We start from the raw sequence: 25,557 nt of genomic DNA, 5'->3' as shown, positions 1-25,557 counted from the left end.
GAGCCGTTCGCACGCTGCACATTGCGACCCAATCCATCGAGGACAACATGCTTGCAACAGCTTTCCGGTCGCCGCGCTACTCAATCGTCGATGTACAGAACTTCCTCCGCGCCCGGGCCCTCGCCGACAAGGCCGACGCGTCGATCGACAAGGCGAAATTCCAGGAGGTGATCGACCGCCACCGGACCGAGGGCTACGACAGCTACAAGTATTTCGACAAGCGGATGTGGCTGCGTACCAAGATGATGCGCGTGATCGAGATCGGGCTGGATCGGATGGAAGCGTCGTCGGTGCTGGATCTCGGCTGCGGCGCCGGCTATTTCCTGTATTGCTGCAAGTTCCTCGGGCACGATGTTCATGGTCTCGATCTGCCCGACTACGCCTTCTACAATTCGATGACGGCATTCTTCGGCATCCCGAAGGCCGGTTTCCGCATCGAGGCCGGCAAGGAGCTGCCGAAGCTCGGCCGACGCTTCGACGTCATTACGGCGCATCAGATCTGCTTCAACGGTCACAAGACGCCGAACCTGTGGAGTGCCGCCGACTGGGAATTCTTCGTCGATGATCTCGAGCGGAATCTTCTCAATCCCGGGGGCACCATCGCGCTCGAATTCAATCCCGAGCCGGGCGTCGGCTTCTACCAGGACGAGGTGAAGGCATACTTCGCCTCGCGTGGCGCCAGGATGTTCCGGGGGCGGGTCATTCTGTCCGCCGATATGAGCGCGGCGGGCATGAGCCGACCGGGAAGCGTGCTGCGGAGCGTCGAGGGAGCCGCGCGCTGACGCACCGCGTCACGGCAGCGCCTGCGCGACCTTGTTGAAAGTGACGCAGGCCGAGGCCCCGCCGAGGCAGCTACGTTCGATCCGGACGTGGCCGCCGTAGAGCGTGGCGAGATCGCGGGCGATGGCGAGATCGAGACCGGAGCCCGGCATGCCGTCGTCCAGCCGCCTGCCGATGATCAGCTCACCGATCATTTCAGCCTGGGGGGCGGTGGCCGCTAGTGTCCCGTCTCCGAATTACCGCTACGTTTGCCTCGCGCTCGCACGGTAATTCGGAGACATAGGGACACTAGCAAAATCAAAGTGCTAGTGTGGCCTATGTCTCGCAATTGCCTACAGGGGCTTGCCGCAAAGGGCATAGGCAATTGCGAGACGCCACACGAGTGGCACTTCAACACCACCGCGGTCGCTTCCTTCACTCAACTGCTGAAATACGTCACGGACCGCCATGGCGTGTTCGTGCAGGGCTCGTAGAAGTTGAACTCCGGCCTCGATCGCCGCCCGGCGTGGTGATGCGCGGGTTCGTGTTCCATGCGCCGACGGAACGCCGGTCTGGTGTCTTCGAGACGTCGGCCGGGGTCACCGCACCCTGCACGCTCCGCCCGGAGGTTGACATAAGTCAAAGTCGCGCCGGCGAAGCCGGTCAGGCTCCGGACTGTCGTGCCGCTTCGATCAGGCGGAGGTTGGCGATGGCGATCGATACATGTGACGGGCCTGTGGCGGCCGAAGGTCGGTGGGAACACTTCCCGCACGATGCCGATATCGGCGTGCGTGGTTTTGGCTCGACACCGGCGCAAGCCTTCGAGCAGGCGGCGCAGGCCTTGACCGCCGTGGTCACCGATGCGGCGGTGCAGCCGCTGATGGCGGTCGAGATTCATTGTGCGGCGCCGGATCGCGAGCTGCTGCTGCCGCAGTGGCTCAATGCGATCATCTACGAAATGGCGGTTCGGCGCATGCTGTTCGGGCACTACGCCGTCATCATCGAGGACGGCAGGCGATTGTCGGCGACGGCCTGGGGCGAACCGGTCGATGTCGCACGCCACGCCCCGGCCTGCGAACCGAAGGGAGCGACGCTCACCGCGCTGAAAGTCGCCTCCGATGATCGCGGCATCTGGTCGGCAGGCTGCGTCGTCGACGTCTAGTGTGGCGTCTCGCAATTGCCTATGCCCTTTGCGGCAAGCCCCTGTAGGCAATTGCGAGACATAAGCCACACTAGCTTTTTGATTTTGCTAGTGTCCTGATGTCTCCGAATGACCGTGCGAGGGTGAGGCAAATGAAGCGGTAATTCGGAGACAGGACACTAGAGCACTTTCTGCTCCAGCTTTTTGTTGTGACGCGCCTTCTTCACGCGAACCGGCGTCGACATCGCTCGAAAATGCATGACCGCCGGCATTTCCGAAGTTCGTATCCAGAAGCGGCCGCCGTTGCCGTACGAACTTCCAAAACAGGGAGCTGGCGGCAAGTGAGTGACTTGCCTCTGCAAATTTCCTCCACGCAGAGTCAGCGTCCGGCGCTCGCGTTCGGCCCTAACAGTCCGCCTAGCGCGGTGGATCTGACGCTCGTTTCAGCATTGCAGCGAGTTCTTCAAACGCGCGTCAGATCCAAAACCACACTAGACGCATCCTTCGAACGCATTCGGCGCCGAGAGCGCCTCCGCCAGTGCGTCGACCATGGAGCGGGTTACATGCGGCATGATGAAAATGTGTGATGCGCCGCCATCTGCGCTGAGACCAAACCTCTCGAAAATCTCCGATCTGGGCGTCGGAAAACGCACCGCCAGCGACGCAGATGCGCGTTTCACCCAAAAGCCAGGATGCCATTCTCGAATTTTCTCGAGGCGCCTCGTTGCGTAATCCGCAAGACGGGCGCAACGGGACGCCACGCGCGCCGGCGTATCCCCGACTGAATTATTGATGGCATACCACAGGATCAGAGCTGAGAGGCCGTTGCGGCTGCTGGCGAGCGTCGAATCCGGTGTCACGACGTATTGCGCTTGGGCACATGGATTAAGCCGGTACTTTTCGCGGGTCATAAACACCCCACTCGGAAATGGTGCACCGAACCACTTGTGCGCGCTTGTCACGATGGACGAGACATAGGGTAAACGGAAATCGAAGATCGGCACCCGCTCCTCAGTCAGTCCGAGCGCCTTCGCTTTCTCGAGATGGGGGAGATAGCCGGCGCCCAACGCCCCGTCGATGTGCACCCAGTAGTCCTGTCGCTCATTTTCTGTCGCGCGGATCCGTAGCCCATGCCGTTCGAAAACCGGCAACAAAGCTTGCCAGACCGACTCGACGTCGTCATAGGCGCCTTTGAAGCTCGTGCCGACGTTGAGGAAGACGATTGGCGGGTACCCACGGGCAACGAAAAAATCGACCAGCGCGGCGAGGTGTTTCGGATCGATCGAGCCGTCGCAGCTCGGGATTCCGTCCGGCCAGCGACCATCCTTGGTAATCGGGCAAAGACCAGGATACAGGCCATTCCCCAGTTTATGAAAAGTCTCCAGTTGCAGCAGGCGAGTACACTTGGTGATCGAGTAGTGTGTATCCTCGCTGTAAAACAACACGGGCACCCTGTTCTTCTCGCCGCTGCCGCCGTGCATCAGAGGATCCCCTGCGAGATAATCCCGCGCGTTCCACAAGGCATAGAGGTTGCCCTCAGTCGCGCCCATGGTCAGCAGAAAGCCCCAATAGGAATCCGGGTCGAGCGGGACCCGGCCGGGAGCGTGCCAAAGACCAGCAAAATGGTCCAGGACTTCGCACTCCATCTCCCTTGTATTCAGGGTGGCGCAATTGGAGACAAACGGATCGCCAAGGTTGTTCAGGTGTATATTGAGAAACGGCGCCAGAGATGAAAAATCCAGCGCCTGACTGAGCTGAAGGCCCAGAAAGTCGCGTTGTTGGGTCGATAGCCGAGCATAAAGCTCTTTGATTCTGTCATTTGGCGAAGACGTGTTCTTTTTCTTCGTCAGTTCGAGCAGAGCTTCCTCAGTCATTCTGGCCTTCCTCTACCAAACGGCCTTTCAGGTCGTCGACCGTCAACCCTTCGGTCCAACCGCCGGCTTGGCCCCGGGCTCCCGCAACATCGGAAACACTGTTGGTCCGTTTGGGATGCAGATGGGTGAATTGATCCGCTTGGCGCCGATCCGGCGCTCGTAGAGCGTCACGAGGGCGGTGGTTGATGCCTCGCCGTAGGTAGGCGCGCCTTCCCGATCCCACTGCTCCGCCAGGTGATCGAGCAGTATCAGCCCGGTAGTACGGCCTCGGTTCCGCGGTCGCACGGCGATAAAAAACAGGTAGAAGTGAGGCGGCAGGTCAGGATGGTTGCTCGACAGCGCAGTCATCGCCTTCACAATGGTGGGAGCATCCTGGCCACACGAGGCGAGAACTTTCTCGTCCACCTCTTTGAGCGTTTCCGGGCGCAAATCCAGGTTGCCGGGAGTGGACTGCACCACCGCGCCGTCGCAGTCTCCGGCGGAGACTCCTGCTATCAGCACTTGCATCCCTTCGGAGTAGATCGAGAAGAACGTCGGCAGAAACTGGGCGCGACGGCCCGGATCCGGAAATACATAGCTGATGAAGGGATCGTTGAAGAAGCCGGCTGCAAGTGTCTCCCATACAGCGCCGAAATCTGCCGGGGATGAGGCGGCACGAACGATGATCTTATCTGTATCTGTCATACGACCACGACCTCACCAAGATGCAGTAGGACTCGAGCAAATAGAGCACGTCGTTGCGAAGCATTTTTGACATCGACGAGTTCGCGCCAAGTTGAAACGTCGACGGCGATGAAGCTTGTCGTTACACAATACGCCGATTCATCTCAGCCAAGCTTGCACCAGGCGGCCTCGAAAGTAGTCGGGAAGGAACGAAATGTCGGAACGCGCGCAAACGACCTGCAATGTCGGCGCGTCATGTTCGGCGGAACCACGCGCGATCGTCGACGTCTGAGCCGCCTCCGGAAATCTACACAGGGTGCTAAGTGGCGTTGCTGCCTGACGGCGCGCACGCTATGCCTGCGTATCAGGAGCGACAGCGACCAGAAGAACACGCGGGAACCAGACACCGGCCTTCAAGGCCAAAGTGGCGGCACCGCGCCGAAGGCCGCCGCCGATGATCGCGGCGCCCGGCCGGCGGGCTGCGTCGTTGACGTCCGGAGCATTTTCCGCTCCGATGGAACCGAAGTGGAAGCTCCAGCGCCTTATTTTGAGGTGTTTTCTTCACGCGAGCCGGCGCTCACTTTGCGCGAAAACGCTCGACGGCCGGCATTTTCGAAGATTGTGTCCGCAATCTGCCGCAACGGTCGCGCGAATTTTGGAACCAGGGGCTGGCGGCAAGGAGGAACGCATGGATCCACAGCGGCTGACCCGTGTCGACGCCACGACCTGGCGCATCGAGCCTGAGGGCGCGATGCGCGTTCCGGCGATCATCTATGCCGACGAGACGCTGATCCGCGGCATGGACGACAAGGTCTTCGTCCAGGCGGCCAATGTCGCCACCCTGCCGGGCATCGTCGAGGCCGCCTATGCCATGCCGGATGCCCATTGGGGCTACGGCTTTCCCATCGGCGGCGTGGCCGCCTTCGATCCGGATCATGGCGGTATCGTCTCGGCCGGCGGGGTCGGTTTCGATATCTCCTGCGGCGTGCGCACGATGCTGACCGGCCTCACTGTCGACCAGGTCATGCCGTTGCAGCAGTCGCTGGCGGAGTCGCTGTACCGGCAGATCCCGGCTGGCTTGGGCAGCACCGGCGCGCTCATCCTCGACGACGCGGAGATGGCGGCGATGCTGGGCGAGGGGGCGCGATGGGCGGTCGCCCGCGGCCTCGGCGAGGCGCGGGATCTGGAGCGGATCGAGGAGGGCGGCATGATGGCCGGCGCCGCGCCGGGCGCTGTGTCCGAGCGGGGGCGGGAACGGCAACGCCGGGAGATGGGCACGCTCGGCTCGGGCAATCATTATCTCGAAGTCCAGGCGATCGCCGAGATTGTCGACGTGCCGGCCGCCAGGGCCTTCGGCCTCGTCGAGAACGAGGTCGTCGTCACCATCCATTGCGGCTCGCGCGGCCTCGGTCACCAGATCGGCACTGAATTCCTGCAGGAGATGGCGGCGCCGGCCGCCGGCATCGTCCTGCCCGACCGCGAGCTCGCCTGCGCGCCGATCCGCTCCGAGCTCGGCCAGCGCTATCTCGGCGCGATGCGGGCGGCGGTCAACTGCGCGCTGGCGAACCGCGAGATCCTCGGCCATTACGCCCGCCGCGTCTTTGCGCATTTCTTCCCGAACAACGCGCTCGATTTGTTGTTCGACGTTTCGCACAACACCTGCAAGGCGGAGATGCATCGGGTGGGCGGCAGGCGTCGCGAATTGTTCGTGCATCGCAAGGGCGCGACGCGGGCATTCGGTCCGGGCCACGAGGGGCTGCCCGCCGCGCTGCGCGCCGTCGGCCAGCCGGTGCTGATCGGCGGCAGCATGGGAACGGGATCCTACATTCTCGCCGGCGAGGCCACGAGCGAGCAGAAGGCCTGGTCGTCGGCTTGCCACGGCGCCGGCCGGGCGATGTCGCGGCATGCTGCCCTGCGGCAGTGGAGCGGCCGCAAGATCGTCGACGATCTCGCGGCGCGCGGCATCGTGATCCGCAGCCCGTCGAGCCGCGGCGTCGCCGAGGAGGCGCCCGGCGCCTACAAGGATGTCGGCGCCGTGGTCGCCGCGGCCGAGCATGCCGGCCTCGCCAGGCGGGTGGCGCGGCTGCGGCCGCTGATCTGCATCAAGGGATGATCGCTCAGACGCTGCCGAGCATGACGAGGGTCGGCGTCGCCGGCAGCGACCCGCGATCCGCATGTTCTCCAAATTGCGGGCATGGCGTCACAAGTCCCTGGCGGGCGTTCCGATGACGTCGGATGCGTTGACGACCGCCGCGCCGACCACCTCGTTGCCGTCCATCTCACGGACGATCCGTTCGTCTGGGCGGACGACGCCGAGGTCGAACTCACGACCGGGAGTCACCAGTGTCATATGTCTACCGACGATGACGAGAACGGTCATACCGTTTTCTTGCGCACCTGTAGCTAATCTATGTATCTCGCTGCGGAGAGGCGCCCTGCGCCAGGCATCCGGAAAGCCTGGATCACATCTGATCTCAATCCCGTCTTCGGAGGTTGTCAGAACGAGTTTTGATTTGCTCGGCTGCCAGTGCGGGCCGAACCGCTCGTCAAGCAGCCAAAGGCAATTGAAGGCTCGACACTCACTTGGCCGATCCTCGTAAACGAGGCAGCCCCGCCCGGGCTTACAGCGTGAGCACCAGGTGCTGATCGGCTTTGCGAGTTCTTCAATGGCCATGACCTTGCAACAAAGGGTGCAGTCCCCGCACAGCCTTATGGAGGCGCCGGGCATCCCCGATTCACCGGTCGATTTTGCAGAGAACTCGAAAAGCGCCGTGGGCGCGATTGATCGTGACGATGTCGGGCGGCCGGCCGGGGGCGTCGTGGCCGGCGCCATCCTCGGCGGCGGACGACGGCAGGATGCCGCACAAGGTGACGGCGACGGCAAAGGGGCGCAGCATGGCGGGGCTCCTGTCCGGAGGCGCGAGACGTTATGTTAACATACATCTGCAGCGGCGGGCTGTCGTCTGCGGCGGCGCGATTGACAATCCGCCTCGCGCGGTTTGAATGGCGCATCGAATGTTCCCGGCGCGATGGCGCGGCTTCGACAGCGCATATGACAGGATGGCAGATGACAGATCGAGTGAAGCGATGGGCCGTGAGCCGGCGGAGCGCGGTGACCGGGGCGCTGATGGCGCTGGCAACGGCCTTGGCGCCGCAGCTGGTCTCGGCGCAGGCCTATCCGAGCCGGCCGGTGCGGTTGATCATTCCGTTCGGCGCCGGCGGGGTCGCCGACGTGACTGCGCGCCTCGTCTCGGAGAAGCTCGGTGACAAGCTCGGCCAGCGCTTCATCATCGAGAACATGCCCGGCGCCGGTGGCATCAACGCGGCGCGCGCGGCGCTGTCGGCCGCGGCCGACGGCTACACGCTGGCGCTGTTCAGCAACGGCACCGCCGTTTCGGTGTCGCTGTTCAAGAAGCTCGGTTTCGATCCGCTCACCGACTTCGTGCCGGTGTCGAGCATGGGCTATTTCGATTTCATCTTCGTCACCCAGGAGCTGTCGGGCTACAAGACCCTGCCGGAGCTGATCAAGGCGGCGAAGGCCAAGCCGGGCCAGCTCAATGTCGGGACCATCAATGTCGGTTCGACGCAGAATCTCGCGGCGCAGTTGTTCAATGCAACCGCTGGCGTCGATCTTGCCATCGTGCCGTTCCGCAACTCGCCGGATGTACTGATCTCGCTGCTGCGCGGCGACGTCCAGCTCGCCGTGGAGAATTACACGGCGGTGCGCTCGCACCTCGCCGACAAGAAGATCATCGCGGTGGCGACGTCCGGTCCGGTGCGCACCAGCTATCTGCCGGATGTGCCGACGGTGAAGGAGGCGGGCGGCGGCGACTTCGAGGCCCAGTCGTGGAACGCGATCTTCGCCCCCAAGGGCACGCCGCCGGAGGTGATCAAGACCCTCAACGGCGCCCTGCGCGAGGTGCTCGCCGATCCCGAATTGAAGAAGCGTGCGCTTGAACTCGGCATCGAAGCGAAGGCCAGCACGCCGGAAGAGATCGGCCAGCGCCTCAAGGACGACATTGAAAAGTGGGGCAAGGTGATCGAGCGGGCCGGCATTGCCAAGGAGTAGGCCGGCGCAGGCGCCGCGTAATGTCGCGCGACGCGATCAGTTTGTCGCTATCGCGCTCTACGGCTGGGTCAGCACCGACGGATAGAGCGAGCGCCAGAACGGACACTGATGCGCGGCCGAGGCGTCGAAGCCGCCGAGCTGGCGCGGGGTGAGGTTCATCACCTTGTCCTCGGCGGTGAACGGCTCCCACGCCGGGGCGCCGGGCGCGCTCGGCTTGCCGGAATTCACGAAGCTCGTCCAATAGGCCGTCATCGTCCTGGCGAGCGCCAGCGAGTCGGGCGCCAGGTTCGGACCGGCGAGCCTGGTGGTGTTGTCGAAATGCGGAAACAGATAGGGCAGCTCGGAGGAGTGGACCGCGCCCATTTCGAAGCCCGGATCGGCGGTGACCGGCGGCGCATCGCGGTCGCCGAAGACGGATTCATACACCGGCACCGATTTGCGCAGCAGCTTGGCGGTTTCGAGGTAGATGCAGTTGTTGACGCCGACATCGGCGCGGAAGTCCGACCAGACCGTGCCGAGCGCGGCGGCCGGCGAGGAATAGGCGCTGCTCGGATATTTGCCGACGACGGCGTCGGTGTCGTCGCCATAGGTCTCGCGCAGCGTCGCCGCATAGTTGTCGGCGGTCACCTTCAGGCCGGCTTGCACCGCATAGGCGACATAGAGGCGTAGCTCGTCGCGCGTGCCGCCCATCATCACGGGGACATGGACGAATTTGCCGGCGCGAATGGCCTGCGCGCCGGGCAGCGGCACGGTCCTGGTGCCGGTCACCGGCAGGAAGGTGACGATGCTCGATCCGGCGACGTCGGCGGCGGCGGCAAGCAGGTCCTTCACCGCGACCTTGCGCAGGCAGGCGAGGGCGGTGGGGGCGTCGCTGCAGCCGAGCTTCGCCGCGATCGTCTCGCCGATCCTGGCGCCGTCGGTCACGGTCGGCAGCGGCGTGACGCAGCCCGCGCTCTGGACGATGGCCTGGCTGAACAGCCCCTGGGTCTCGTCGGGGGCGAGAATATGCATGCACACGCCGGCGGCCCCGGCGGATTCGCCGGCCACCGTCACCCGGTCCGGATCGCCGCCGAAGGCCGCGATGTTGCGCTTGACCCAGCGCAGCGCGGCGCGCTGGTCCTCCAGGCCATAGCCGCCATTGTGGTCGGCGTCGAAGCCGGGGTGGGCAACGAAACCGAAGACGCCGAGGCGGTAATTCATCGAGACCACGACGGCGTCGCCGGAGCGGGCCAACGCGTCGAGCGGATAGAGCGAGCTCGAGCCGCCGACAAAGGCGCCGCCATGGATCCAGACCAGCACTGGCCGCTTGCGGTCGAGATCGCGATTGGGAACGGTGACGTTGATGAAGAGGCAATCCTCGTTGTCGCTGGATTCCGGAATGCCATAGCGCTCGGCCTGTGGACACGGGCTGCCGAAAGCCGTGGCGTCGCGTTCGCCGCTCCAGACCAGCGCGTCCGCGGGCATGGCAAAGCGCAGATCGCCGACCGGCGGCCGGGCATAGGGAATGCCCTTGAATTCGCGCATGTCGTTGTTGATCGCGCCGCGTACCGCGCCCTTGTCGGTCATCACCACCACGGACGAGGCCTCCGCGGCGCGCGATGGAGCGAGCGCGATGGCGACGAAAAGGCCGATGCCGGCCAGCGCGGATGCGATGCGAAACATCGGAAGTCCTCTTGAGAAGTCGTCTTGAATTGGCGCGGAGACGAGCCACCGGCCGCAGCGCTGACGGACGAACTGAACGGGCAAGCCGGATCGTCCGCCGCCGGCTTAGATCGCCACCGCCGGCTGCGCGGGCGTCGCGGCGGCGGGCTCGGCAGGGGTCGACGGCGATGCGCCGAACTGCTGGCCGGAGATCACCGTCTGCCAGAGCTGGAAGATGCTCTGCTGGGTTTCGACCGGCACGATGCAGTGGCCCTCGCGATCGAAGCCGCAGAAGGCGGCGCTGGTGTCGTCCTTGATCCGCCGCAGCGCCTCGGTGATGACGTCGAGGCAGCCGATCACCTGCCCGACATTCTGCAGGCGGGTGTTGTGGGCGATGTCGATCAGGCGGAAGGCTTCGACCCGGCTCTGCGGCACCATGGAGCCCTGGCGGCCGAACTCGAAGAAGACATTCATTGCCGGCAGAACGCCCTGGATCTGCGCCAGAATCGACGCGGCATCATTGGCGCTGCACGACACCAGATGGGCCGGCGCCGCCTCGGGCTCATCGGGCTTCACCGGCCAGCCGAACGCAGCGGCGACTTCGCGTTCAATCCATTGCCGTACTTCGGGCGGGGCGCTGCGGATCTGCTCCGCCGTGAGTGCGATACTAACCACCGTGACCTCCTCGGGAACCTGCCGGTGGTCCGATTCCAACATTTGCGGTGAGCCCCGCGGCGGGGGCGGGCGGCGAATGTCGAATCCACTCCACCAGGAGGCCGCAGCATGTCGGTTTTCGGCGCTGCGATATTGACCCGGATCAAACCGCGCGATGGCAGCTCTCCTCGGCCGTGGCGGCGGGGCGGATGGCCCCGCTGGCGCGTCGACGATCCGCCTGGGCGCCGCCTCGTCCGCGGCGGTCCTCCGCAGGTCATGAGCCGTCAGGAATGCCGATCGGCGAAGGCGCGCTCCTGATGCCGGCCTCGTGTCGGGCTCACAGGGCCCATGCGCGGCCGCAGCAGCCCCTCGGGAATGACGTCGTCGTCGCCGGGGAGCGGATCGCAGCGCACGTCGGCGCCCCACTGTGCCTTTTCGTGCGGGGTCGGCGCTTCGCGGACCTGATAAGGTTGCTGTTTGCCGGCCTCATTGATGTTGTCGTAGGTGCCGCAGCGCAGATCGCGTAGGTCGCTCATGGTCAGCTCCCACCACGGCGTCACTCGGAGCGATGACGCTTCCCACCCTGATACGGGTTCGCTTATTCCAAATGTCCAAGACCAATTCCTGCCGCCGGGCCTTCGTTCCGCGACGATGCTGGCGCCTATGGCGGACCTGGCGGATGCGGCCGGGATCTCGACCGTTCACTGCAATCGCGTCGTTCAGGAACTGCGCCGGCGCGAACTGATCGAGTGCGAGGGCCGGCTGATCCAGATCCGCGACTGGGAGGGGTGGCAACGCGCCGGCGACTTGCGGCACGATTATCTGCAGCTGCGGAAGATCTGACTGTTATGTTCCCGGGGCCAGCAGTCGCGGCAGCGCGGTGCGATTGAGCGCGAGCCACTGCAGTGCGACCAGCGTCAGCGCGTTGTGGATGGCGCCGCCATCGAGCAGATTGACCGCGCGCTCGATCGGCAGCACGACGGTCTGGAGATGCTCCTGCTCCTCGGTGAGGCCGGTGCGCGGCGGCACGGCGCTTGCGTCGACATCGGCCAGGAACAGCGTCAGCCACTCGTCGGTCAGCGCCGGCGCCGGCATCAGTCGCATCAAGCGCCGCAGCCGTCGCGGCGCGCAGGCGATCTCCTCGATGCATTCGCGAGCGGCGGCGGCTTCGGCCAATTCGCCCTCGTCGCAGCGGCCGGCGACGATCTCGATCATCTCGCCCTTGTCGAGAGCGAGATGGGCGCCGAGGCGGAACTGGCGGATCAAAACCACCTGGCCGCGGGCGAGATCGACCGGCAGTACGCCGACGACTGCACCGGCGCGCAGCACGTCGCGTTCGTAGCGCGACCGGCCGCCGGCCAGATCCCGCAACTCGATGTCAAAGGACTGATAGGAACGGAAATTGTTGCCGATGATACGCGGTGCCGACAGCACCGCCTCGGCCGGGCGGTCAGTCGGCAGCTCGGCGTCTTCGAATTGGGTCATGGTCGCGGTCGTGACTCTCATGGGTGTGATAGCAAATATCGGAATGAGAAGGGCACCGGGATTGAATATCGGCCTGGAGTTAAGGATTCGCCAGTCGCTTCCCGAGGCGGTGCGCGAGGAGATCGAAAGACCTCAGCGCCGCGGCGGAGAGCCGCGCGGCTTCGATGGGATCATGGCCGGTTCGACGGTCGCCTGATCCAGTGCGGTGGATCTGACGCGCGAACGCCGAATTCGCTGCAATGCTGACGCCGCGCCACTGCGTCGACGCGCAGGCCGAAGTCCGCCAGTGGCGCCTTGGATGGCGCGTCACGGCGACAGCACCGTTATCGGCGTCGGGGCCTCGCCGCCCAGTTCGAAGCCGGGGGCGAACCTTCGATCAATCAGGACGGCGATGCTCGTTCCCGCTGTCCGCCGGCTTGCGGCAGCGCGGGATCTCGGCGCTTCGTCCGCGCTGCATCGATTTCCCGACAAGCGCGATGGTGAAAGGGGTGCGGCGATCCGTCGGCCCCGATTCGTGGGAGCGTATTGATTTGAATCAAGTTTCCTGAGCTCCGATCCATCTACCGTTAGGTTGAGGGAGTCTAGGAAGTGGATGCTGTCACAGTGCTGAAATCAGAAACCACCAGGATCGGGATTCTGATCCGATCGCGCCGTCAATCGTTGTCGTTATCGCAATCGCAGCTCGGCAAGCGGATCGGCGTCAGCGCTCAGCAGATCCAGAAATACGAAGACGGATTCAACACCATCGGCGCCAATCGGCTTGGCGCGCTTGCCGCCGCGCTGTCGGTCCCCGTCGGCTATTTCTATCCTGCCCAGGAGGCGCTGGTGTCCGAACCGACGCCGCTCTCCCTGGTTTCCGATCCCGCCAATTACGATCTCGTCGCCGCCTTCTCGCGCATCAAGGATACCGCCTGCCGGGGATTGCTGCTGCAACTCGCCAAGAAGATGGTCAATCTCACCGCCGAGCAGGCTGCCCTCTCGGCTCAGATCGAGGAAAAGGTCTGAACCCGACCTGAGCCGGTCAGCCGAACCGGCTAAATTGCGAGACATAAGCCACACTAGTGTGGTGGATCTGACGCTCGTTTCAGTATTGCAGCGAGTTCTTCGAACGAGCGTCAGATCCAAAACCACACTAGAATCATAATGATGCTAGTGTCCCTTTGTTTCCAACGTTCGTAGAAGCGCCTGCTGCAAAGGAATACGAACGTTGGAAACGGGACACTAGCGAAGCGTTGGGCGCGGAGATCCGGCGTCGGCGAGTGTGGGCGGGCTTGGCGGGGCGCTCGGTTCATGCACGGCGCCGGCCATGTAGGATTTGAGCTTCGCGGTGTCGAGCAGCAACACCCGCGCAGCCAGAAGCGCGACGACGACGACCCAGAAGGCCACCGCCCCGTACCAGATTTTTCCGCGCTCGCCCGCCCTGTTCATGTGCATCGATCCTGCGTCCCTTAAAATGCCCGGGACCGGTGCGACTGCAAGAACACAGAAATCCATAGTTTGCGGACGGGTTGGCAAAATGTTCTGCCGCGCGCTTCAGTTGGAGCAAGTTGTTCTCACCGTGTCGGCGCGAGGGGCGCAAGTCTCTGTTCAGGCAGCGAAAATTCGGTTCCGCTGCCAGCGGGGCGGATTGGCGCCCGGCCGCCGCCCCCTTCGGCGCGGCCGCGGTTCGGAACAGGCCTCAACCGGCGATCGACTTTCTACGATCGGCTTGACCTTTAATTAGTCATCCCGATCAGTCGTATGTGTATCCGAATAAGTTCTCCTGTAGATTGTGCTTCGCGACGGAATCTTTGCCGCTGCTGGGGGTAGAGGTCGCTCATGGATGCATTGTTCGACATTTATTTTGGCACGATCGGAATTTATTCGTTCTTCAAGTTCATACTGTTGCTGTCTGGTGTTGCGATCCATTGCCAGGGCGTCGGTTGCGGATGACTTGGCCGATGACTTGGCCGATGACTTGGCCGATTGAGTTGGCCGACGACATGCGGATGACGCGTTTCTGGAGGGCTTGACCGCGGGCGGCTGGTGCTGCATTGCGGCACGAACTCGGCCGACTGGACGCGGGCGCACTGCATATACATGTTTGTCCCATCGGCTGCGCCAGAGTATCGCTGTTGCGAGAGGCAGGCATGAAGCGCATTACGATGGCGGTGATCGCGGCTGGCCTCGTCGTGTTCGCCGCCGCCTTGCTCGGCTTTTTCGTCCTCGACTGGCGTCCGGCGACGCTGCGCATCGCCGTGGGTCCGGCCGGCAGCGACGACGTCAAGGTCGTCCAGGAACTCGCCCGGGCTTTCGGCCAGGAACGCCACTACGTCCGGCTTCAGGTCATCGTCACCGACGGGGCGACCGCCAGTGCCGCCGCCATCGGCGACAACAGGGCCGATCTCGCCGTCGTACGCGGCGACCTGCCGCTGCCGACCAACGCGCTCGCCATCGCGATCCTGCGCAAGAATGTCGTCGTCATCTGGCTGCCAAGCCCGGCGTCGGCGAAGAAGGGGCGGGCGATCAAGAAGATCGAGGACCTCGCCGGCCATCGCATCGGTATCATCGGCAAGACCGAGGCCAACACCAAACTCCTGCGCCTGATCCTGAGCGAGAGCGGGGTCGATCCGGACCGGGTCGAGGTCGTCCAGTTCGCGATCGACGAAGCGGCCGAGGCCATCCGGGCGCAGAAGGTCGATGCCATGATGGCGGTCGGCCCGGTCGACAGCAAGATCACCGCCGCCGCCATCAACGCCACCGTCAGGGCAGGGCGGTCGCCGACCTTCCTGCCGGTGACGGCTGCCGAGGTGATCGCGCGCAAGCACCGCGTCTACGAATCCGCGGAGATCGCGGCGGGAGCGCTCGGCGCCAACCCGCAGCGACCGGATGACGACATTACGACACTGTCGTTCAATCACCTCGTGGTCGCGCGCAAGGCCGTGCACGATCAGACGGTGACCGATTTCACCAAGCAGCTATTTGCCGTCCGCCACGGCCTCGGTACGGATTTCCCCGGCGTCGCCAATATTCAGGTGCCGGACACCGGCAAGGACGCCGCGATCCCGGCTCACCCCGGGGCGGCGGCCTATATCGACGGCACCGAGCGCACCTTCCTCGAGCGCTACAGCGATTTCTTCTGGTTCGGCCTCATGGTGCTGTCGGGCGTCGCCTCGGGAGCGGCGTGGTTTCGCAGCTATATGCATCGCGACGATCGCGAGCGTAACGCGACGCGGCGCGCGCGCATGCTCGACATGATCACGGCGGCACGGGGCAGCAACACGATCGACGAACTCGATGCGATGCAGCGCGAGGCCGACGACATCATGCGCGATACGCTCGCCTGCTTCGAGAGCGGCGCGGTCGACGAGGATACGCTCACCGCCTTCAACATCGCGCTCGATCAGTTTCACAACGCGGTCGCCGACCGCAAGCAGTGGCTCGCCGGAGCGCCCGCGCCGCAGCGTCGGACCGGCGGCGGGACCGCCTGATCTGATCCGATCTGATCCGATCTGACCGCTGAGCTGGTCCCGGAAATCTGGACAGGACGATAAGTGGAATTTCTGCCTGACAACGGCGATAATCGCCGCGAACAGGAGAGACCATGAAGAGACGACCCCGCCGGAACCACTCACCGGCCTTCAAGGCGAAGGTGGCTCTGGCCGCCATCAAGGGCGATCGGACGATCGTCCAACTGGCCGAGCATTTCGACGTTCACCCCAATCAGATCACCGCATGGAAATCGCAGCTCGAGGGCAGCGCGTCTGAGGTTTTCGGATCGGGAGGCGGAGCGCCGGCCATCCCCGCGATCGATGTGAAGTCGCTCCATGCCAAGATCGGGGAGCTGACGCTGGAGAACGATTTTTTAGAAGGCGCGCTCACCAAGGCGGGATTGCTGAGCGCAAAGCGATGATCGACCGTGAGCACGATCTGTCGATCACCAAGCAGGCAGAGGTTTTGAAGATCAGCCGGGGCAGCGTTTATTATCTGCCCCGCCCAGTATCGCCCGCCGACCTCGAGATCATGCAACAGATCGATCGGCTGCACCTGGAATACCCCTTCGCCGGTTCGCGTATGTTGCGAGGCCTGCTGGCCTTGCGGGGGTGCAAGGTCGGCCGCCGGCATGTGAAGACGCTGATGCGGCGGATGGGGATAGAGGCGCTCTATCGCCGGCCGCGCACGACGAAGCCTGAACCCGGCCACAAGATCTATCCGTATCTGCTGCACGGCATGGAGATCACGCGACCGAACCAGGTCTGGGCCATGGACATCACCTATATCCCGATGGCCCACGGCTTCGTCTATCTCGCCGCCGTGCTCGATTGGGCGACGCGTCGTGTTCTGTCCTGGCGATTGTCGATTACGATGGAGGCGTCCTTCTGTGTCGAGACATTGGAGGATGCTCTCGCGCGTCACGGCAAGCCGGACATATTCAACACCGACCAGGGCTCGCAGTTCACTGGCGCGGCCTTCACCGGCGTGCTCGCCGATAACGGCATCGCCATCAGCATGGACGGCAAAGGAGCTTGGCGGGACAACGTGTTCGTTGAGAGGCTGTGGAAAAGCGTCAAATACGAGGAGGTCTATCTGCGAGCCTATGAGACCGTCGGCGAGGCGCGAAGCTCGATTGGTCGGTATCTCGACTTTTACAATGGCCGCCGCCCGCATTCGAGCCTTGACGACCGCACCCCGGATCAAGCCTACTTCGATCTTCCTCCGCTCCGCGCGGCGGCCTAACCCCGGCAGAGCCTCCACTTATCGACGCGGAAAATCTGTTCAGACAACCGGGACCACCTCACGCAACGCCACGCCGTCAATGCGGCCGGAGCCGGTTGACATCGTTTCGCGGCGCGGAAATGCTTTGGTCTCAAAGCATCTTGCGCGCGCTGGAACCGTTTGCTACGTCGATGGGCAAGATGAAGCCGCCCAAGCGCGGCGACGAGGAAGTGCCCATGACCCCGCGGCAGCCACGCCGCCAGCCTGTCGACGATGCCACGCCGCTGCGCGATCGCGGGCGGGCGGTATCCGGACGCGCGGCGCAGGGCGGGCGGCAGAAGCCCGGGCGACGCAAGCCGGTCTCGGCGACGTCCGATGCGCCGCGCAGCGAGGCGAACCCGCCGGCCGCGCTGGCCAATCTGATCGGCTATCACCTGCGCCTCGCCCAGGAAGCCTCGTTCGCGGCGATCCGGCAAGGGCTCGGCAAGTCGGACCTGAAGGCCGGCTGGTACACGATCCTCACCATCCTTTCGGAAAATCCCGGCATCACGCCGACCGAGCTCAGCCGGCTCTGCGGCCGCGACCGCTCGACCTTGACCGCGACGCTCAAGGGGCTGACCGCGCGCGGCTTGATCAGCAGCCGACGCAAGTCCGGCGACCAGCGCAGCTATGGCGTGTGGCTGACGGGCAGCGGCGCCGCGATGCTGCGCCGCCTGCGGACCATCGCCCGTGCCCATGACGCGAGGCTCGATGCCATCGCCGGCAAGGACAAGCCGCTGCTGATCGCGCTGCTCAAGCGCATCGTCGATGAACTCGGCCGGAGCGGAACACCGCGGCGCCAGCGGCGCGGCGCGTCCGGCCGGCAGTCGCGACCAGCACCGGAAGCGTACGCGACTTGAAGATCGCGCCGCCAGGACGGATCAAGCGGCAACAGCCGCACGCAAGAGGGAGGAAGCATCATGAAAACCGACCACAGCAGCGAAGGTTCAACGCGCCGCCGCGCTGGCCTGATCGCCACCGCAGCGATCGGAGCGCTGCTCGGCCTGTTCGGCCCGGCGCAGGCGCAGGACAAGGTCATCAATCTGAAGATTTCGCTTTGGGTGCCGCCGGCGCATCCGCTGGTGCCGGCGACCCAGGCCTGGGCGGCCGATCTCGAAAAGGCGTCCGGCGGCACCATCAAGGCCACCGTGTTTCCCTCCGAGCAGCTCGGCAAGGCCTTCGACCATTACGACATGGCCCGCGACGGCATCGCCGACGTGACCTACGTCAACCCGGGCTATCAGCCGGGGCGTTTCCCGATCATCGCCGCCGGCCAGCTTCCGTTCGTATTCGGCGACGGCAAGAAGGGCACCCAGGCGCTCGACGAATGGTATCGCAAATACGCGCCCGTCGAGATGAAGGACACCAAGGTCTGCTTCTCCTTCATCCACGATCCCGGCTCCCTGCACGGCAAGAAGAAGATCGTCGTCCCCGCCGATCTCAGCGGGGTCAAGGTGCGGCCGGCGCAGAGCACCATCGCCGAGATGGTCAAGCTGATGGGCGGCACCAATGTGCAGGCCTCGGCGCCGGAATCGCGCGACGCGCTCGAGCGCGGCGTCGCCGACGAGATCGCCTTCCCGTGGGGGTCGCTCTTCCTGTTCGGCATCGACAAGGTGGTGAAGTACCATATCGACGCGCCGCTCTACACCACGGTCTTCACCTACAACGTCAACCTCAATACCTATAACTCGATGTCGCCGGCGCAGAAGAAGGTGTTCGACGAGCATTGCACGCCGGAATGGGCGGCCAAGGTGTCCGATCCCTGGACCGACTTCGAGGCCAACGGCCGCGTCAAGATGCGTTCGCTGTCCGGTCACGAGGTCTACAAGCTCACCGACGATCAACTCGCCCAGTGGAAGAAGGCGGTGGCGCCGCTCTATGCGAGCTGGGCTGAGGCGGTGAAGAAGGCGGGCGGCAATCCCGAGCAGATCGAAGCCGACCTGCAGGCCGCGATCAGGAAACACGGCGCCGGCATCTGACCTGACTGCCGAAGGGGCGCGGCGGTTGCGCCGTGCCCCTTCGAACGCCGCTCGCGCCGACGCCTGCTCATTCGTTGCAGGCATCGCTTTCCACGCTTCCCGTCCACCGGATTCGCGCCATGACCGTCTCGTCCGATGCATCGCCAAATGGCCCAGGGCCCGTGCGTCGCTCCACCAGCCTGATGGACCGCTTCATCGACACCATCGAACTCATCGCGGCCGCCTTCGTCGGCATCGTGGCGTTGAATACCTTCGTCGCCATCGTCATGCGCAAGTTCTTCGCTGTGACGATCCCGGACTACTACGACTTCGGCCGGCTGCTGCTCGGCATCCTGATCTTCTGGGGCATCGCCGCGACCAGCTATCGCGGCTCCCACATCACCGTCGACCTGGTCTGGGCCAATGTGACGCCGCGCCACCAGCGCTGGATCGACATCTTCGCCACCCTGGTGCTGCTGTTCGTGGTCACGGTGCAGACCATCACGCTGTTCGACAAGGTGCGCACTACCTACCAGGACAACGTGCTGACCTACGACCTGCGGCTGCCGAACTGGCCGTTCTTCGCGGTGGCCTGGATCGGTGACGTATCGGCGGTGCTGCTGATCGCAATCCGCACCTGGCGCCTGATCTTCCATCCGGAAGAGATCCACGATCCCAAGACCAAGACGGCGGAGTGAACACCGTGAGCGCGGAAACAGTCGCCGTTGTCGGCTTCGTCTCCCTTTTCGTCCTGATGCTGCTGCGCGTGCCGGTCGGCATGGCGATGGGTCTCGTCGGCATCACCGGCTTCGGCTATCTCACCGGCTTCGGTCCGGCGCTGAAGCTGGTCGGCCAGACCACCATGCGCACGGTGACCGATTACACCTTCGGCGTCATCCCGATGTTCCTGCTGATGGGGGCCTTCGTCTCGGTGTCGGGCATCAGCCGCGAACTGTTCCGGGCGGCCAATACCTTCGTCGGCCACTGGCGCGGCGGTCTCGGCATCGCCACCATCGCCGCCTGCGGCGGTTTCGCCGCGATTTCCGGCTCCTCGGTGGCCACCGCCGCGACCTTCTCGGCCGTCGCCTATCCGGAGATGCGCCGCTTCAACTATCCGCAATCCTTCGCCACCGGCGTCATCGCCGTCGGCGGCACCCTCGGGGCGATGCTGCCGCCGTCGACGGTGCTCGCGGTCTACGGCATCATCACCCAGCAGGATATCGGCAAGCTGTTCATTGCCGGCATCATTCCCGGCCTCCTGGCGATCGCGATGCACATGATCACCATCGCCATCATCGGGCGGGTGCGGCCGAAATTCCTGCCGGCCGGCAAGAAGAGCTGCTGGGCGGAGCGCGCCGCCGCGCTGCGTGACGTCTGGTCGCCGCTGCTGCTGTTCATCTTCGTCATCGGCGGTCTCTATGGCGGCCTGTTCATCCCCACCGAGGCGGGGGCCGTCGGCGCGGTCGGCGCCTTCGTCATCGGCGTTGCCCGCGGCAAGCTGAACGGGCAGGGGATCCTGCAGTCGTTGCTCCAGGCGACGCGCACCGCCGCGGCCGTCTTCACGGTCCTGATCGGCGCGCTCTGCTTCGGCTATTTCCTGACGATCACGCAGACGCCGCAGCATGTGACCCAGTTTCTCACCGGCCTCGGCATCGGCCCCTACGGCGTGCTGGCGCTGATCCTGTTGATGTATCTCGTGCTCGGCTGCCTGATGGACGCCATGGCGATGGTCATCCTCACGGTGCCGATCGTCTTTCCGGTGGTCACCGCGCTCGGTTTCGATCCGATCTGGTTCGGTGTCATCATCGTGATGACGGTGGAGCTGGGACTGATCCACCCGCCGGTCGGCATGAATGTCTTCGTCATCAAGAGCGTGATCAAGGACGTCGACATGTCGACGATCTTCGTCGGCGTGCTGCCGTTCGTCATCACCGACCTGATCCGCCTCGTCATCCTCATCTCGTTCCCGCTGCTCGCCACCTGGCTGCCGGAACGCATGCTCGGCTAGTGTCCCGATGTCTCCGAATGACCGTGCGAGGGTGAGGCAGACGAAGCGGTAATTCGGAGACGGGACACTAGTGTGGCGTCTCGCAATTGCCTATGCCCTTTGCGGCAAGCCCCTGTAGGCAATTGCGAGACATAAGCCACACTAGCTTTTTGATTTTGCTAGTGTCCCGATGTCTCCGAATTACCGTGCGAGGGTGAGGCAGACGAAGCGGTAATTCGGAGACGGGACACTAGCATCAATATGACTCTCGTGCGGTTTTGGATCTGACGCTGGCTTGAAGAAATCGCTCCAATGCTGAAACGAGCGTCTGATCCACCGCACCAGGCATTCAGGAATCCCCATGTCCCGACGTCCCACCCGCACTGCCGCGCCCGCGGCGCAGCCGTCCGCCACCAGCATCACCGCCGGGGGTGCCGTCCTGGCGCGCCTCAAGGCGGTCGGCGTCGACTACATCTTCGCCAATTCCGGTACCGACTTCCCGCCGATCATCGAGGGGCTCGCCGAAGCCACGGCCAGGGACATCGCCCTGCCGCGGGCGATCGTGATTCCCCACGAGCACGCCGCGATGGGCATGGCCCACGGCTATTATCTCGCCACCGGCCGCGCCCAGGCGGTGATGGCCCACACCAATGTCGGCCTCGCCAATTGCGCCATCGGCGCCATCAACGCGGCGATCGAGAATGTGCCGGTCATCCTGTTCTCGGGGCGCACGCCGGTCCTCGAACACGGCCGGCTCGGCGCCCGTTCGGTGCCGATTGGCTGGGGCCAGGAGATGCGCGACCAGAGCGCGCTGGTGCGCGAGGCCTCCAAATGGGATTATGAGCTGCGCTTCCCGGAGCAGGCCGCGGAGCTGATCGACCGGGCCTACGCCATCGCCTCGTCGACGCCGAAGGGGCCGGTCTATCTCAGCCTGCCGCGCGAGGTGCTGTGCCAGCCCAGTCCGGCCGACGCTCTCGCCCAGCCGCCGCGGATGCATCCGGCGCTCGCCGCGCCGCAGCCGGCGGCGCTCGACGAGGCGGCGCGGCTGATCGCCGGCGCCAAGCATCCGGTGATCATCGCCCAGCGCGGCGCCGGTTCGGCAGCCGCCTTCGCCGCTCTCGGCGAGATGGCGCTCGCCTGGGGCATCCCGGTTTCGCAATATTGGGCGGTGCAGCTCGCGATTGCCGGCGATCATCCGATGTCGGTCGGCGTCGATCCGGCGTCCTGGCTCAAGGATGCCGATCTCGTGCTGGTGCTGGATTCGATCGCGCCGTGGTCGCCGGCGATTCATCATCTGGCCGAGGGCTGCAAGGTGGTGCAGGTCGGCCAGGATCCGCTGGCGAGCCGGGTGCCGATCCGCAACTTCCCCGCCGACGTCACCCTGGTCGGCGAGACCGCCGACGTCATTCCGGAATTGGCGCGGCGTCTCGCCCCGCAGCTGGCGGCGACGGCGTCGCAGCGCGAGGCGCGGCGGAAGGCGGTTGCCGCGGCTCATGCGGCGCGGCGCGCCGCCGTGGTCGCGCAGGCGAAGCGCGGCGATGGTGAGCCGATGACCAAGGAGTTCGTCAGCCTCACCCTGTCGCAGGCGATCGAAACCCGCAACGCCACGGTGCTCTCCGAGCTCGGCTGTCCGCTCGAGCCGTTGACCCTGCGCAGCCACCAGGCCTGGTACCAGGAACCCCATGCCGGCGGGCTCGGCTGGTCGTTTCCGGCGGCGCTCGGCATGCAGCTCGCCGATCCGAAGCGGCTGGTGGTCGCGACCATGGGCGACGGCTCCTACATGTTCAGCAACCCGGTGGCCTGCCACCAGATCGCCGAGGCGCTCGGGCTGTCGGTGCTGGTCCTGATCTTGAACAACTCCGAATGGGGCGCGGTGCGGCGCTCGGTGCTCGACGTCTATCCCGACGGCTACGCATCCAAAACCAACAAGATGCCGCTGGTGTCGCTGGAGCCGTCGCCCGATTTCGTCAAGGTCGCGGAGGCGAGCCGCGCCTTCGCGCGCCGCGTCCACAAGGGCGTCGAGCTCGGCGAGGCGTTGCGGCAGGCGATCGATCATGTCACCGCCGGCAAGGGCCTCGCGCTGCTCGACATCCGCGTCGCGCCGTGAGGCGGGGGCGCCGGCGCGAGCACGGTGCGCAACATGCTTACGAGAGACTGCAGCGCCCGTCGTGCCGGCAGGCGGCGGTGTTTCTGGCGAGCTGGGCGGCGTCGATATCGGCGGCGGCCTCGTCCAGCAGGGCGCGGCGCGCCACGAAGTCCACCGGGCGGCGGTTGTCGGGATCGACCAGCGCCAGATCCCACAGCTCGGTCCCCTGGTAGAAGTCGGGCACGCCGAGTTCGCCGTCGATGCGAAACCGATACCGGGTGGCCGCGCCGCGCGCCGCCAGGGCAAGCCGTTCGCCCGCGGGCCGGTCGGCGACCGGCGTTTCGAGCTGCCGGTCGACGCGACCTGCCGCGGGCGCCCACAGCCGGAAGCCGACGCCGGCGGCCGAGATCCGTGGTTCGAACCGCGACATCAGGTCATGCCCGCAAACACCAGCACGGCGCGGGGCGGCGCCCGTAGTGCCGTGGCACGATCGAAGATCGCGGAGACCTGGTCGTCTTCCGCCGTGTCGAGCAGCCGCTCCCAGCGGCTGAAGGCCTCCAGTTTCGGCAGGACGAAATCGATCGCCTCGGGGGCGGCGTTGAGCACGATGTAGAGCGGCGAGCGGGTGTCCGACGAGCCGAGCACATAAGACAGAAAACGCCCCTCGGGGAATTTCCAGTCGCTTTCGGTCATCTCCTCGCCGGTCGGCGTCAGCCACAGTACGCCGTTGGAGGTGGCGGGGACCAGATGTTCCACCCAGTGCCTCGGCCGCAGCTGCGGAAAGCGGCGGCGCAGCGCGGTCAGATGGGCGAGGAAGCCGATCATGTTGTCGGGCTTGCGGTGCAGGCCGCTCCAGTCGATCCAGCCGATCTCGTTGTCCTGGCAATAGGCGTTGTTGTTGCCGCTCTGGCTGTTGCCGACCTCGTCGCCGGCCAGCAGCAGCGGAACGCCCTGGGCGAGCAGCAGACAGGCGAGCTGGTTGCGGCGCAGGCGGCAGCGCAGGGCGTTGATCGCCGGGTCATCCGTCGGGCCCTCTTCGCCGCAGTTGATGCTGTGACTGTCGCCGGCGCCGTCGGCGTTATTCTCGCCGTTGGCGAGGTTGTGCTTCTCGGCGTAGCTGAACAGGTCCATCAGCGTGAAGCCGTCATGCACCGTCACGTGATTGATGCTGGCGCGCGGCAAGCGCCCGTCATGCTTGAACACGTCGGGAGAGGCGATCATGCGGGCGCTGACATCGCCGATCAGATTGCCTTCCCCGGCCCAGTACCGTCGCAACGTCCGGCGGTAGCGGTCGTTCCACTCCGACCATTGCGAGGGAAAGCCGCCGACCTGATAGCCGCCAAGGCCGACGTCCCAGGGCTCGGCGACGAATTTGACGCCGGCCAGAACCGGATCCTGCCGCACCGCCATCAGGAAGGGGCTGGCGCGCTCGAAGCCATGGGGGCCGCGCGCCAGCGTCGGCGCAAGGTCGAAGCGGAAGCCGTCGACGTGGCACTGCTCCACCCAGAAGCGCAGCGAATCCATCACCATCTGCAGGACGCGGGGATGGGTCAGGTTGAGCGAATTGCCGGTGCCGGTGAAGTCGTCGTAATAGCGCGGGGTGTCCGGCTTCAGCCAGTAATAGGAGCGGTTGTCGATGCCGCGGAAGGACAGGGTCGGGCCGAGATGATTGCCCTCCGCGGTGTGGTTGTAGACCACGTCGAGCATGACCTCGATGCCGGCATCGTGGAGCTTCGCCACCGTCATCCGGAACGCATCGAGCGGATTGCCGTCGGGCGCGTAACGCGCCTCGGGGGCGAAGAAGGCGATGCTGTTATAGCCCCAGTAGTTGACCAGCTTCTTCTCGATCAGCATGCGATCGTCGATGAAACCATGCACCGGCAGGAGTTCGACCGTGGTGACGCCGAGGCGCTTGAAATGGTCGATCATGGTGTCGCTGGCGAGGGCACGAAAGGTGCCGCGCAGGTGCGGCGGCACCTCCGGATGCTGATGGGTGAGGCCCTTGACGTGGGCCTCGTAGATGATGGTGTCCTCCCAGGGGATATTGGGCCGCAGCTCATGCGGACCCCAATTGTAGGTCTCGTCGAAGACCACGCATTTGGGCATGCCGCGGGCATTGTCGCGCCGGTCGAACGACAGGTCCTCGCGGACGCTGCCGGCGCGGTAGCCGAAATGGGCGTCGCTCCACACCAGCCGGCCGGCGAGGCGCCTGGCATAGGGATCGAGCAGCAGCTTGTAGGGGTTGAAGCGATGGCCGTGCTCCGGCTCGTAGGGGCCGTGCACCCGATAGCCGTAGAGCTGCCCCGGCATGACATCGGCGACGTGGATGTGCCAGACGTCTTCGTTGCGCTCGGGCAGGGGAATGCGCTCGAGCTCGCGGCGGCCCTGGCTGTCGAACAGGCATAGCTCCACCCGGTGGGCGGAGGCCGAGAACAAGGCGAAATTGGTGCCGCGGCCGTCCCACGTCGCACCCAGCCGATGCGGCGTCCCCGCCGAAATGCGCATG

At 65.0% G+C, this 25,557-nt stretch carries 26 protein-coding genes; 14 read left to right on the top strand and 12 right to left on the bottom strand.

Annotation, left to right across the window (positions count from 1 at the left end):
• Nucleotides 1–47 precede the first annotated feature (47 nt).
• Nucleotides 48–782, top strand: coding sequence for a bifunctional 2-polyprenyl-6-hydroxyphenol methylase/3-demethylubiquinol 3-O-methyltransferase UbiG (locus DB459_RS27270; protein ID WP_253710519.1), 735 nt, complete (start codon nt 48–50; stop codon nt 780–782).
• Between the two features lie 9 nt (nt 783–791).
• Here DB459_RS27270 and DB459_RS27265 read toward each other — a convergent pair whose 3' ends face one another.
• Entirely contained in the window at nt 792–974 is a 183-nt protein-coding gene (locus DB459_RS27265; RefSeq protein WP_253710517.1) for a hypothetical protein, read from the bottom strand.
• 317 nt (nt 975–1,291) lie between these two features.
• Here DB459_RS27265 and DB459_RS27260 point away from each other — a divergent pair, with 317 nt between their 5' ends.
• The gene (locus DB459_RS27260) at nt 1,292–1,921 is read left to right on the top strand and encodes an archease (RefSeq protein WP_253710514.1); all 630 of its coding nucleotides are present in this window, start codon (nt 1,292–1,294) and stop codon (nt 1,919–1,921) included.
• 470 nt (nt 1,922–2,391) lie between these two features.
• Here DB459_RS27260 and DB459_RS27255 read toward each other — a convergent pair whose 3' ends face one another.
• Nucleotides 2,392–3,774 carry a pyridoxal-dependent decarboxylase gene (locus tag DB459_RS27255; RefSeq protein ID WP_253710511.1) on the bottom strand — a complete coding sequence of 461 codons (1,383 nt, stop codon included), beginning with the start codon at nt 3,772–3,774 and terminating at the stop codon, nt 2,392–2,394.
• Nucleotides 3,775–3,816: 42 nt separating this feature from the next.
• Nucleotides 3,817–4,458 (bottom strand): hypothetical protein, encoded by a 642-nt coding sequence (locus DB459_RS27250; RefSeq protein ID WP_253710508.1) that lies wholly within the window; start codon nt 4,456–4,458, stop codon nt 3,817–3,819.
• A gap of 667 nt (nt 4,459–5,125) precedes the next feature.
• Here DB459_RS27250 and DB459_RS27245 point away from each other — a divergent pair.
• Nucleotides 5,126–6,550: an RtcB family protein gene (locus DB459_RS27245; RefSeq protein ID WP_253710506.1), complete on the top strand. Its 1,425-nt coding sequence runs from the start codon at nt 5,126–5,128 to the stop codon at nt 6,548–6,550.
• Between the two features lie 87 nt (nt 6,551–6,637).
• On the opposite strand, the gene DB459_RS27240 is transcribed toward DB459_RS27245, so the two are convergent.
• Together DB459_RS27240 and DB459_RS27235 are read right to left on the bottom strand one after the other, a co-directional pair.
• Nucleotides 6,638–6,817: a hypothetical protein gene (locus DB459_RS27240; protein ID WP_253710504.1), complete on the bottom strand. Its 180-nt coding sequence runs from the start codon at nt 6,815–6,817 to the stop codon at nt 6,638–6,640.
• A gap of 355 nt (nt 6,818–7,172) precedes the next feature.
• The gene (locus tag DB459_RS27235) at nt 7,173–7,334 is read right to left on the bottom strand and encodes a hypothetical protein (protein ID WP_253710502.1); all 162 of its coding nucleotides are present in this window, start codon (nt 7,332–7,334) and stop codon (nt 7,173–7,175) included.
• A 170-nt stretch (nt 7,335–7,504) separates the two neighbouring features.
• Here DB459_RS27235 and DB459_RS27230 point away from each other — a divergent pair, with 170 nt between their 5' ends.
• Nucleotides 7,505–8,506 (top strand): tripartite tricarboxylate transporter substrate binding protein, encoded by a 1,002-nt coding sequence (locus DB459_RS27230; RefSeq protein WP_253710500.1) that lies wholly within the window; start codon nt 7,505–7,507, stop codon nt 8,504–8,506.
• A 57-nt stretch (nt 8,507–8,563) separates the two neighbouring features.
• On the opposite strand, the gene DB459_RS27225 is transcribed toward DB459_RS27230, so the two are convergent.
• The 3 genes from DB459_RS27225 to DB459_RS27215 form a co-directional block, all read right to left on the bottom strand.
• Entirely contained in the window at nt 8,564–10,168 is a 1,605-nt protein-coding gene (locus DB459_RS27225; RefSeq protein ID WP_253710498.1) for a carboxylesterase/lipase family protein, read from the bottom strand.
• A gap of 105 nt (nt 10,169–10,273) precedes the next feature.
• Nucleotides 10,274–10,822 carry a hypothetical protein gene (locus tag DB459_RS27220; RefSeq protein WP_253710496.1) on the bottom strand — a complete coding sequence of 183 codons (549 nt, stop codon included), beginning with the start codon at nt 10,820–10,822 and terminating at the stop codon, nt 10,274–10,276.
• Between the two features lie 263 nt (nt 10,823–11,085).
• Entirely contained in the window at nt 11,086–11,337 is a 252-nt protein-coding gene (locus tag DB459_RS27215; RefSeq protein ID WP_253710493.1) for a hypothetical protein, read from the bottom strand.
• Nucleotides 11,338–11,464: 127 nt separating this feature from the next.
• On the opposite strand from DB459_RS27215, the gene DB459_RS27210 reads away from it, so the two are divergent.
• Nucleotides 11,465–11,644: a helix-turn-helix domain-containing protein gene (locus DB459_RS27210; RefSeq protein WP_253710490.1), complete on the top strand. Its 180-nt coding sequence runs from the start codon at nt 11,465–11,467 to the stop codon at nt 11,642–11,644.
• Between the two features lie 3 nt (nt 11,645–11,647).
• Here the strand turns inward: DB459_RS27210 and DB459_RS27205 are convergent, their stop codons facing one another.
• Entirely contained in the window at nt 11,648–12,286 is a 639-nt protein-coding gene (locus DB459_RS27205) for an NUDIX domain-containing protein (protein WP_253710487.1), read from the bottom strand.
• 61 nt (nt 12,287–12,347) lie between these two features.
• Here DB459_RS27205 and DB459_RS27455 point away from each other — a divergent pair, with 61 nt between their 5' ends.
• Nucleotides 12,348–12,482 carry a hypothetical protein gene (locus DB459_RS27455; protein ID WP_256519241.1) on the top strand — a complete coding sequence of 45 codons (135 nt, stop codon included), beginning with the start codon at nt 12,348–12,350 and terminating at the stop codon, nt 12,480–12,482.
• 392 nt (nt 12,483–12,874) lie between these two features.
• Nucleotides 12,875–13,291: a helix-turn-helix domain-containing protein gene (locus tag DB459_RS27200; RefSeq protein ID WP_253710485.1), complete on the top strand. Its 417-nt coding sequence runs from the start codon at nt 12,875–12,877 to the stop codon at nt 13,289–13,291.
• A gap of 216 nt (nt 13,292–13,507) precedes the next feature.
• Here DB459_RS27200 and DB459_RS27195 read toward each other — a convergent pair whose 3' ends face one another.
• Nucleotides 13,508–13,714, bottom strand: coding sequence for a hypothetical protein (locus DB459_RS27195; RefSeq protein WP_253710483.1), 207 nt, complete (start codon nt 13,712–13,714; stop codon nt 13,508–13,510).
• A gap of 701 nt (nt 13,715–14,415) precedes the next feature.
• On the opposite strand from DB459_RS27195, the gene DB459_RS27190 reads away from it, so the two are divergent.
• The 7 genes from DB459_RS27190 to DB459_RS27160 all read left to right on the top strand — a co-directional run bounded on the left by DB459_RS27190 (nt 14,416) and on the right by DB459_RS27160 (nt 23,072).
• Nucleotides 14,416–15,756, top strand: coding sequence for a TAXI family TRAP transporter solute-binding subunit (locus DB459_RS27190; RefSeq protein ID WP_253710481.1), 1,341 nt, complete (start codon nt 14,416–14,418; stop codon nt 15,754–15,756).
• 113 nt (nt 15,757–15,869) lie between these two features.
• Nucleotides 15,870–17,002 (top strand): IS3 family transposase gene (locus DB459_RS27185; RefSeq protein ID WP_253706739.1). Its coding sequence is split into 2 segments (ribosomal slippage): nt 15,870–16,125 and nt 16,125–17,002, totalling 1,134 coding nucleotides; the frame shifts between segments, so codons are not numbered across the junction.
• 179 nt (nt 17,003–17,181) lie between these two features.
• Nucleotides 17,182–17,880, top strand: coding sequence for a MarR family winged helix-turn-helix transcriptional regulator (locus tag DB459_RS27180; protein WP_253710478.1), 699 nt, complete (start codon nt 17,182–17,184; stop codon nt 17,878–17,880).
• Between the two features lie 111 nt (nt 17,881–17,991).
• Entirely contained in the window at nt 17,992–18,999 is a 1,008-nt protein-coding gene (locus DB459_RS27175; protein WP_371927017.1) for a TRAP transporter substrate-binding protein, read from the top strand.
• A 119-nt stretch (nt 19,000–19,118) separates the two neighbouring features.
• Nucleotides 19,119–19,676: a TRAP transporter small permease gene (locus tag DB459_RS27170; protein ID WP_253710474.1), complete on the top strand. Its 558-nt coding sequence runs from the start codon at nt 19,119–19,121 to the stop codon at nt 19,674–19,676.
• 5 nt (nt 19,677–19,681) lie between these two features.
• Complete coding sequence (locus DB459_RS27165; RefSeq protein ID WP_253710471.1) at nt 19,682–20,986, top strand: TRAP transporter large permease; 1,305 nt, start codon at nt 19,682–19,684, stop codon at nt 20,984–20,986.
• A 340-nt stretch (nt 20,987–21,326) separates the two neighbouring features.
• On the top strand, nt 21,327–23,072 hold the full coding sequence (locus tag DB459_RS27160; protein WP_253710469.1) for a thiamine pyrophosphate-requiring protein: 1,746 nt from the start codon (nt 21,327–21,329) through the stop codon (nt 23,070–23,072).
• 37 nt (nt 23,073–23,109) lie between these two features.
• Here DB459_RS27160 and DB459_RS27155 read toward each other — a convergent pair whose 3' ends face one another.
• Both DB459_RS27155 and glgX read right to left on the bottom strand, forming a co-directional pair.
• Nucleotides 23,110–23,481, bottom strand: coding sequence for a hypothetical protein (locus DB459_RS27155; protein ID WP_253713758.1), 372 nt, complete (start codon nt 23,479–23,481; stop codon nt 23,110–23,112).
• The gene (gene glgX / locus DB459_RS27150; RefSeq protein WP_253710467.1) at nt 23,481–25,556 is read right to left on the bottom strand and encodes a glycogen debranching protein GlgX; all 2,076 of its coding nucleotides are present in this window, start codon (nt 25,554–25,556) and stop codon (nt 23,481–23,483) included. Before glgX ends, DB459_RS27155 begins: the two co-directional genes overlap by 1 nt.
• Between the last annotated feature and the right edge of the window lies 1 nt (nt 25,557).

Source organism: Bradyrhizobium sp. WD16, from assembly GCF_024181725.1.
GTDB lineage: Bacteria > Pseudomonadota > Alphaproteobacteria > Rhizobiales > Xanthobacteraceae > Bradyrhizobium_A.
Note: the sequence above shows the minus strand (reverse complement) of the source record. Positions and strands in the feature narration are given on the sequence as shown.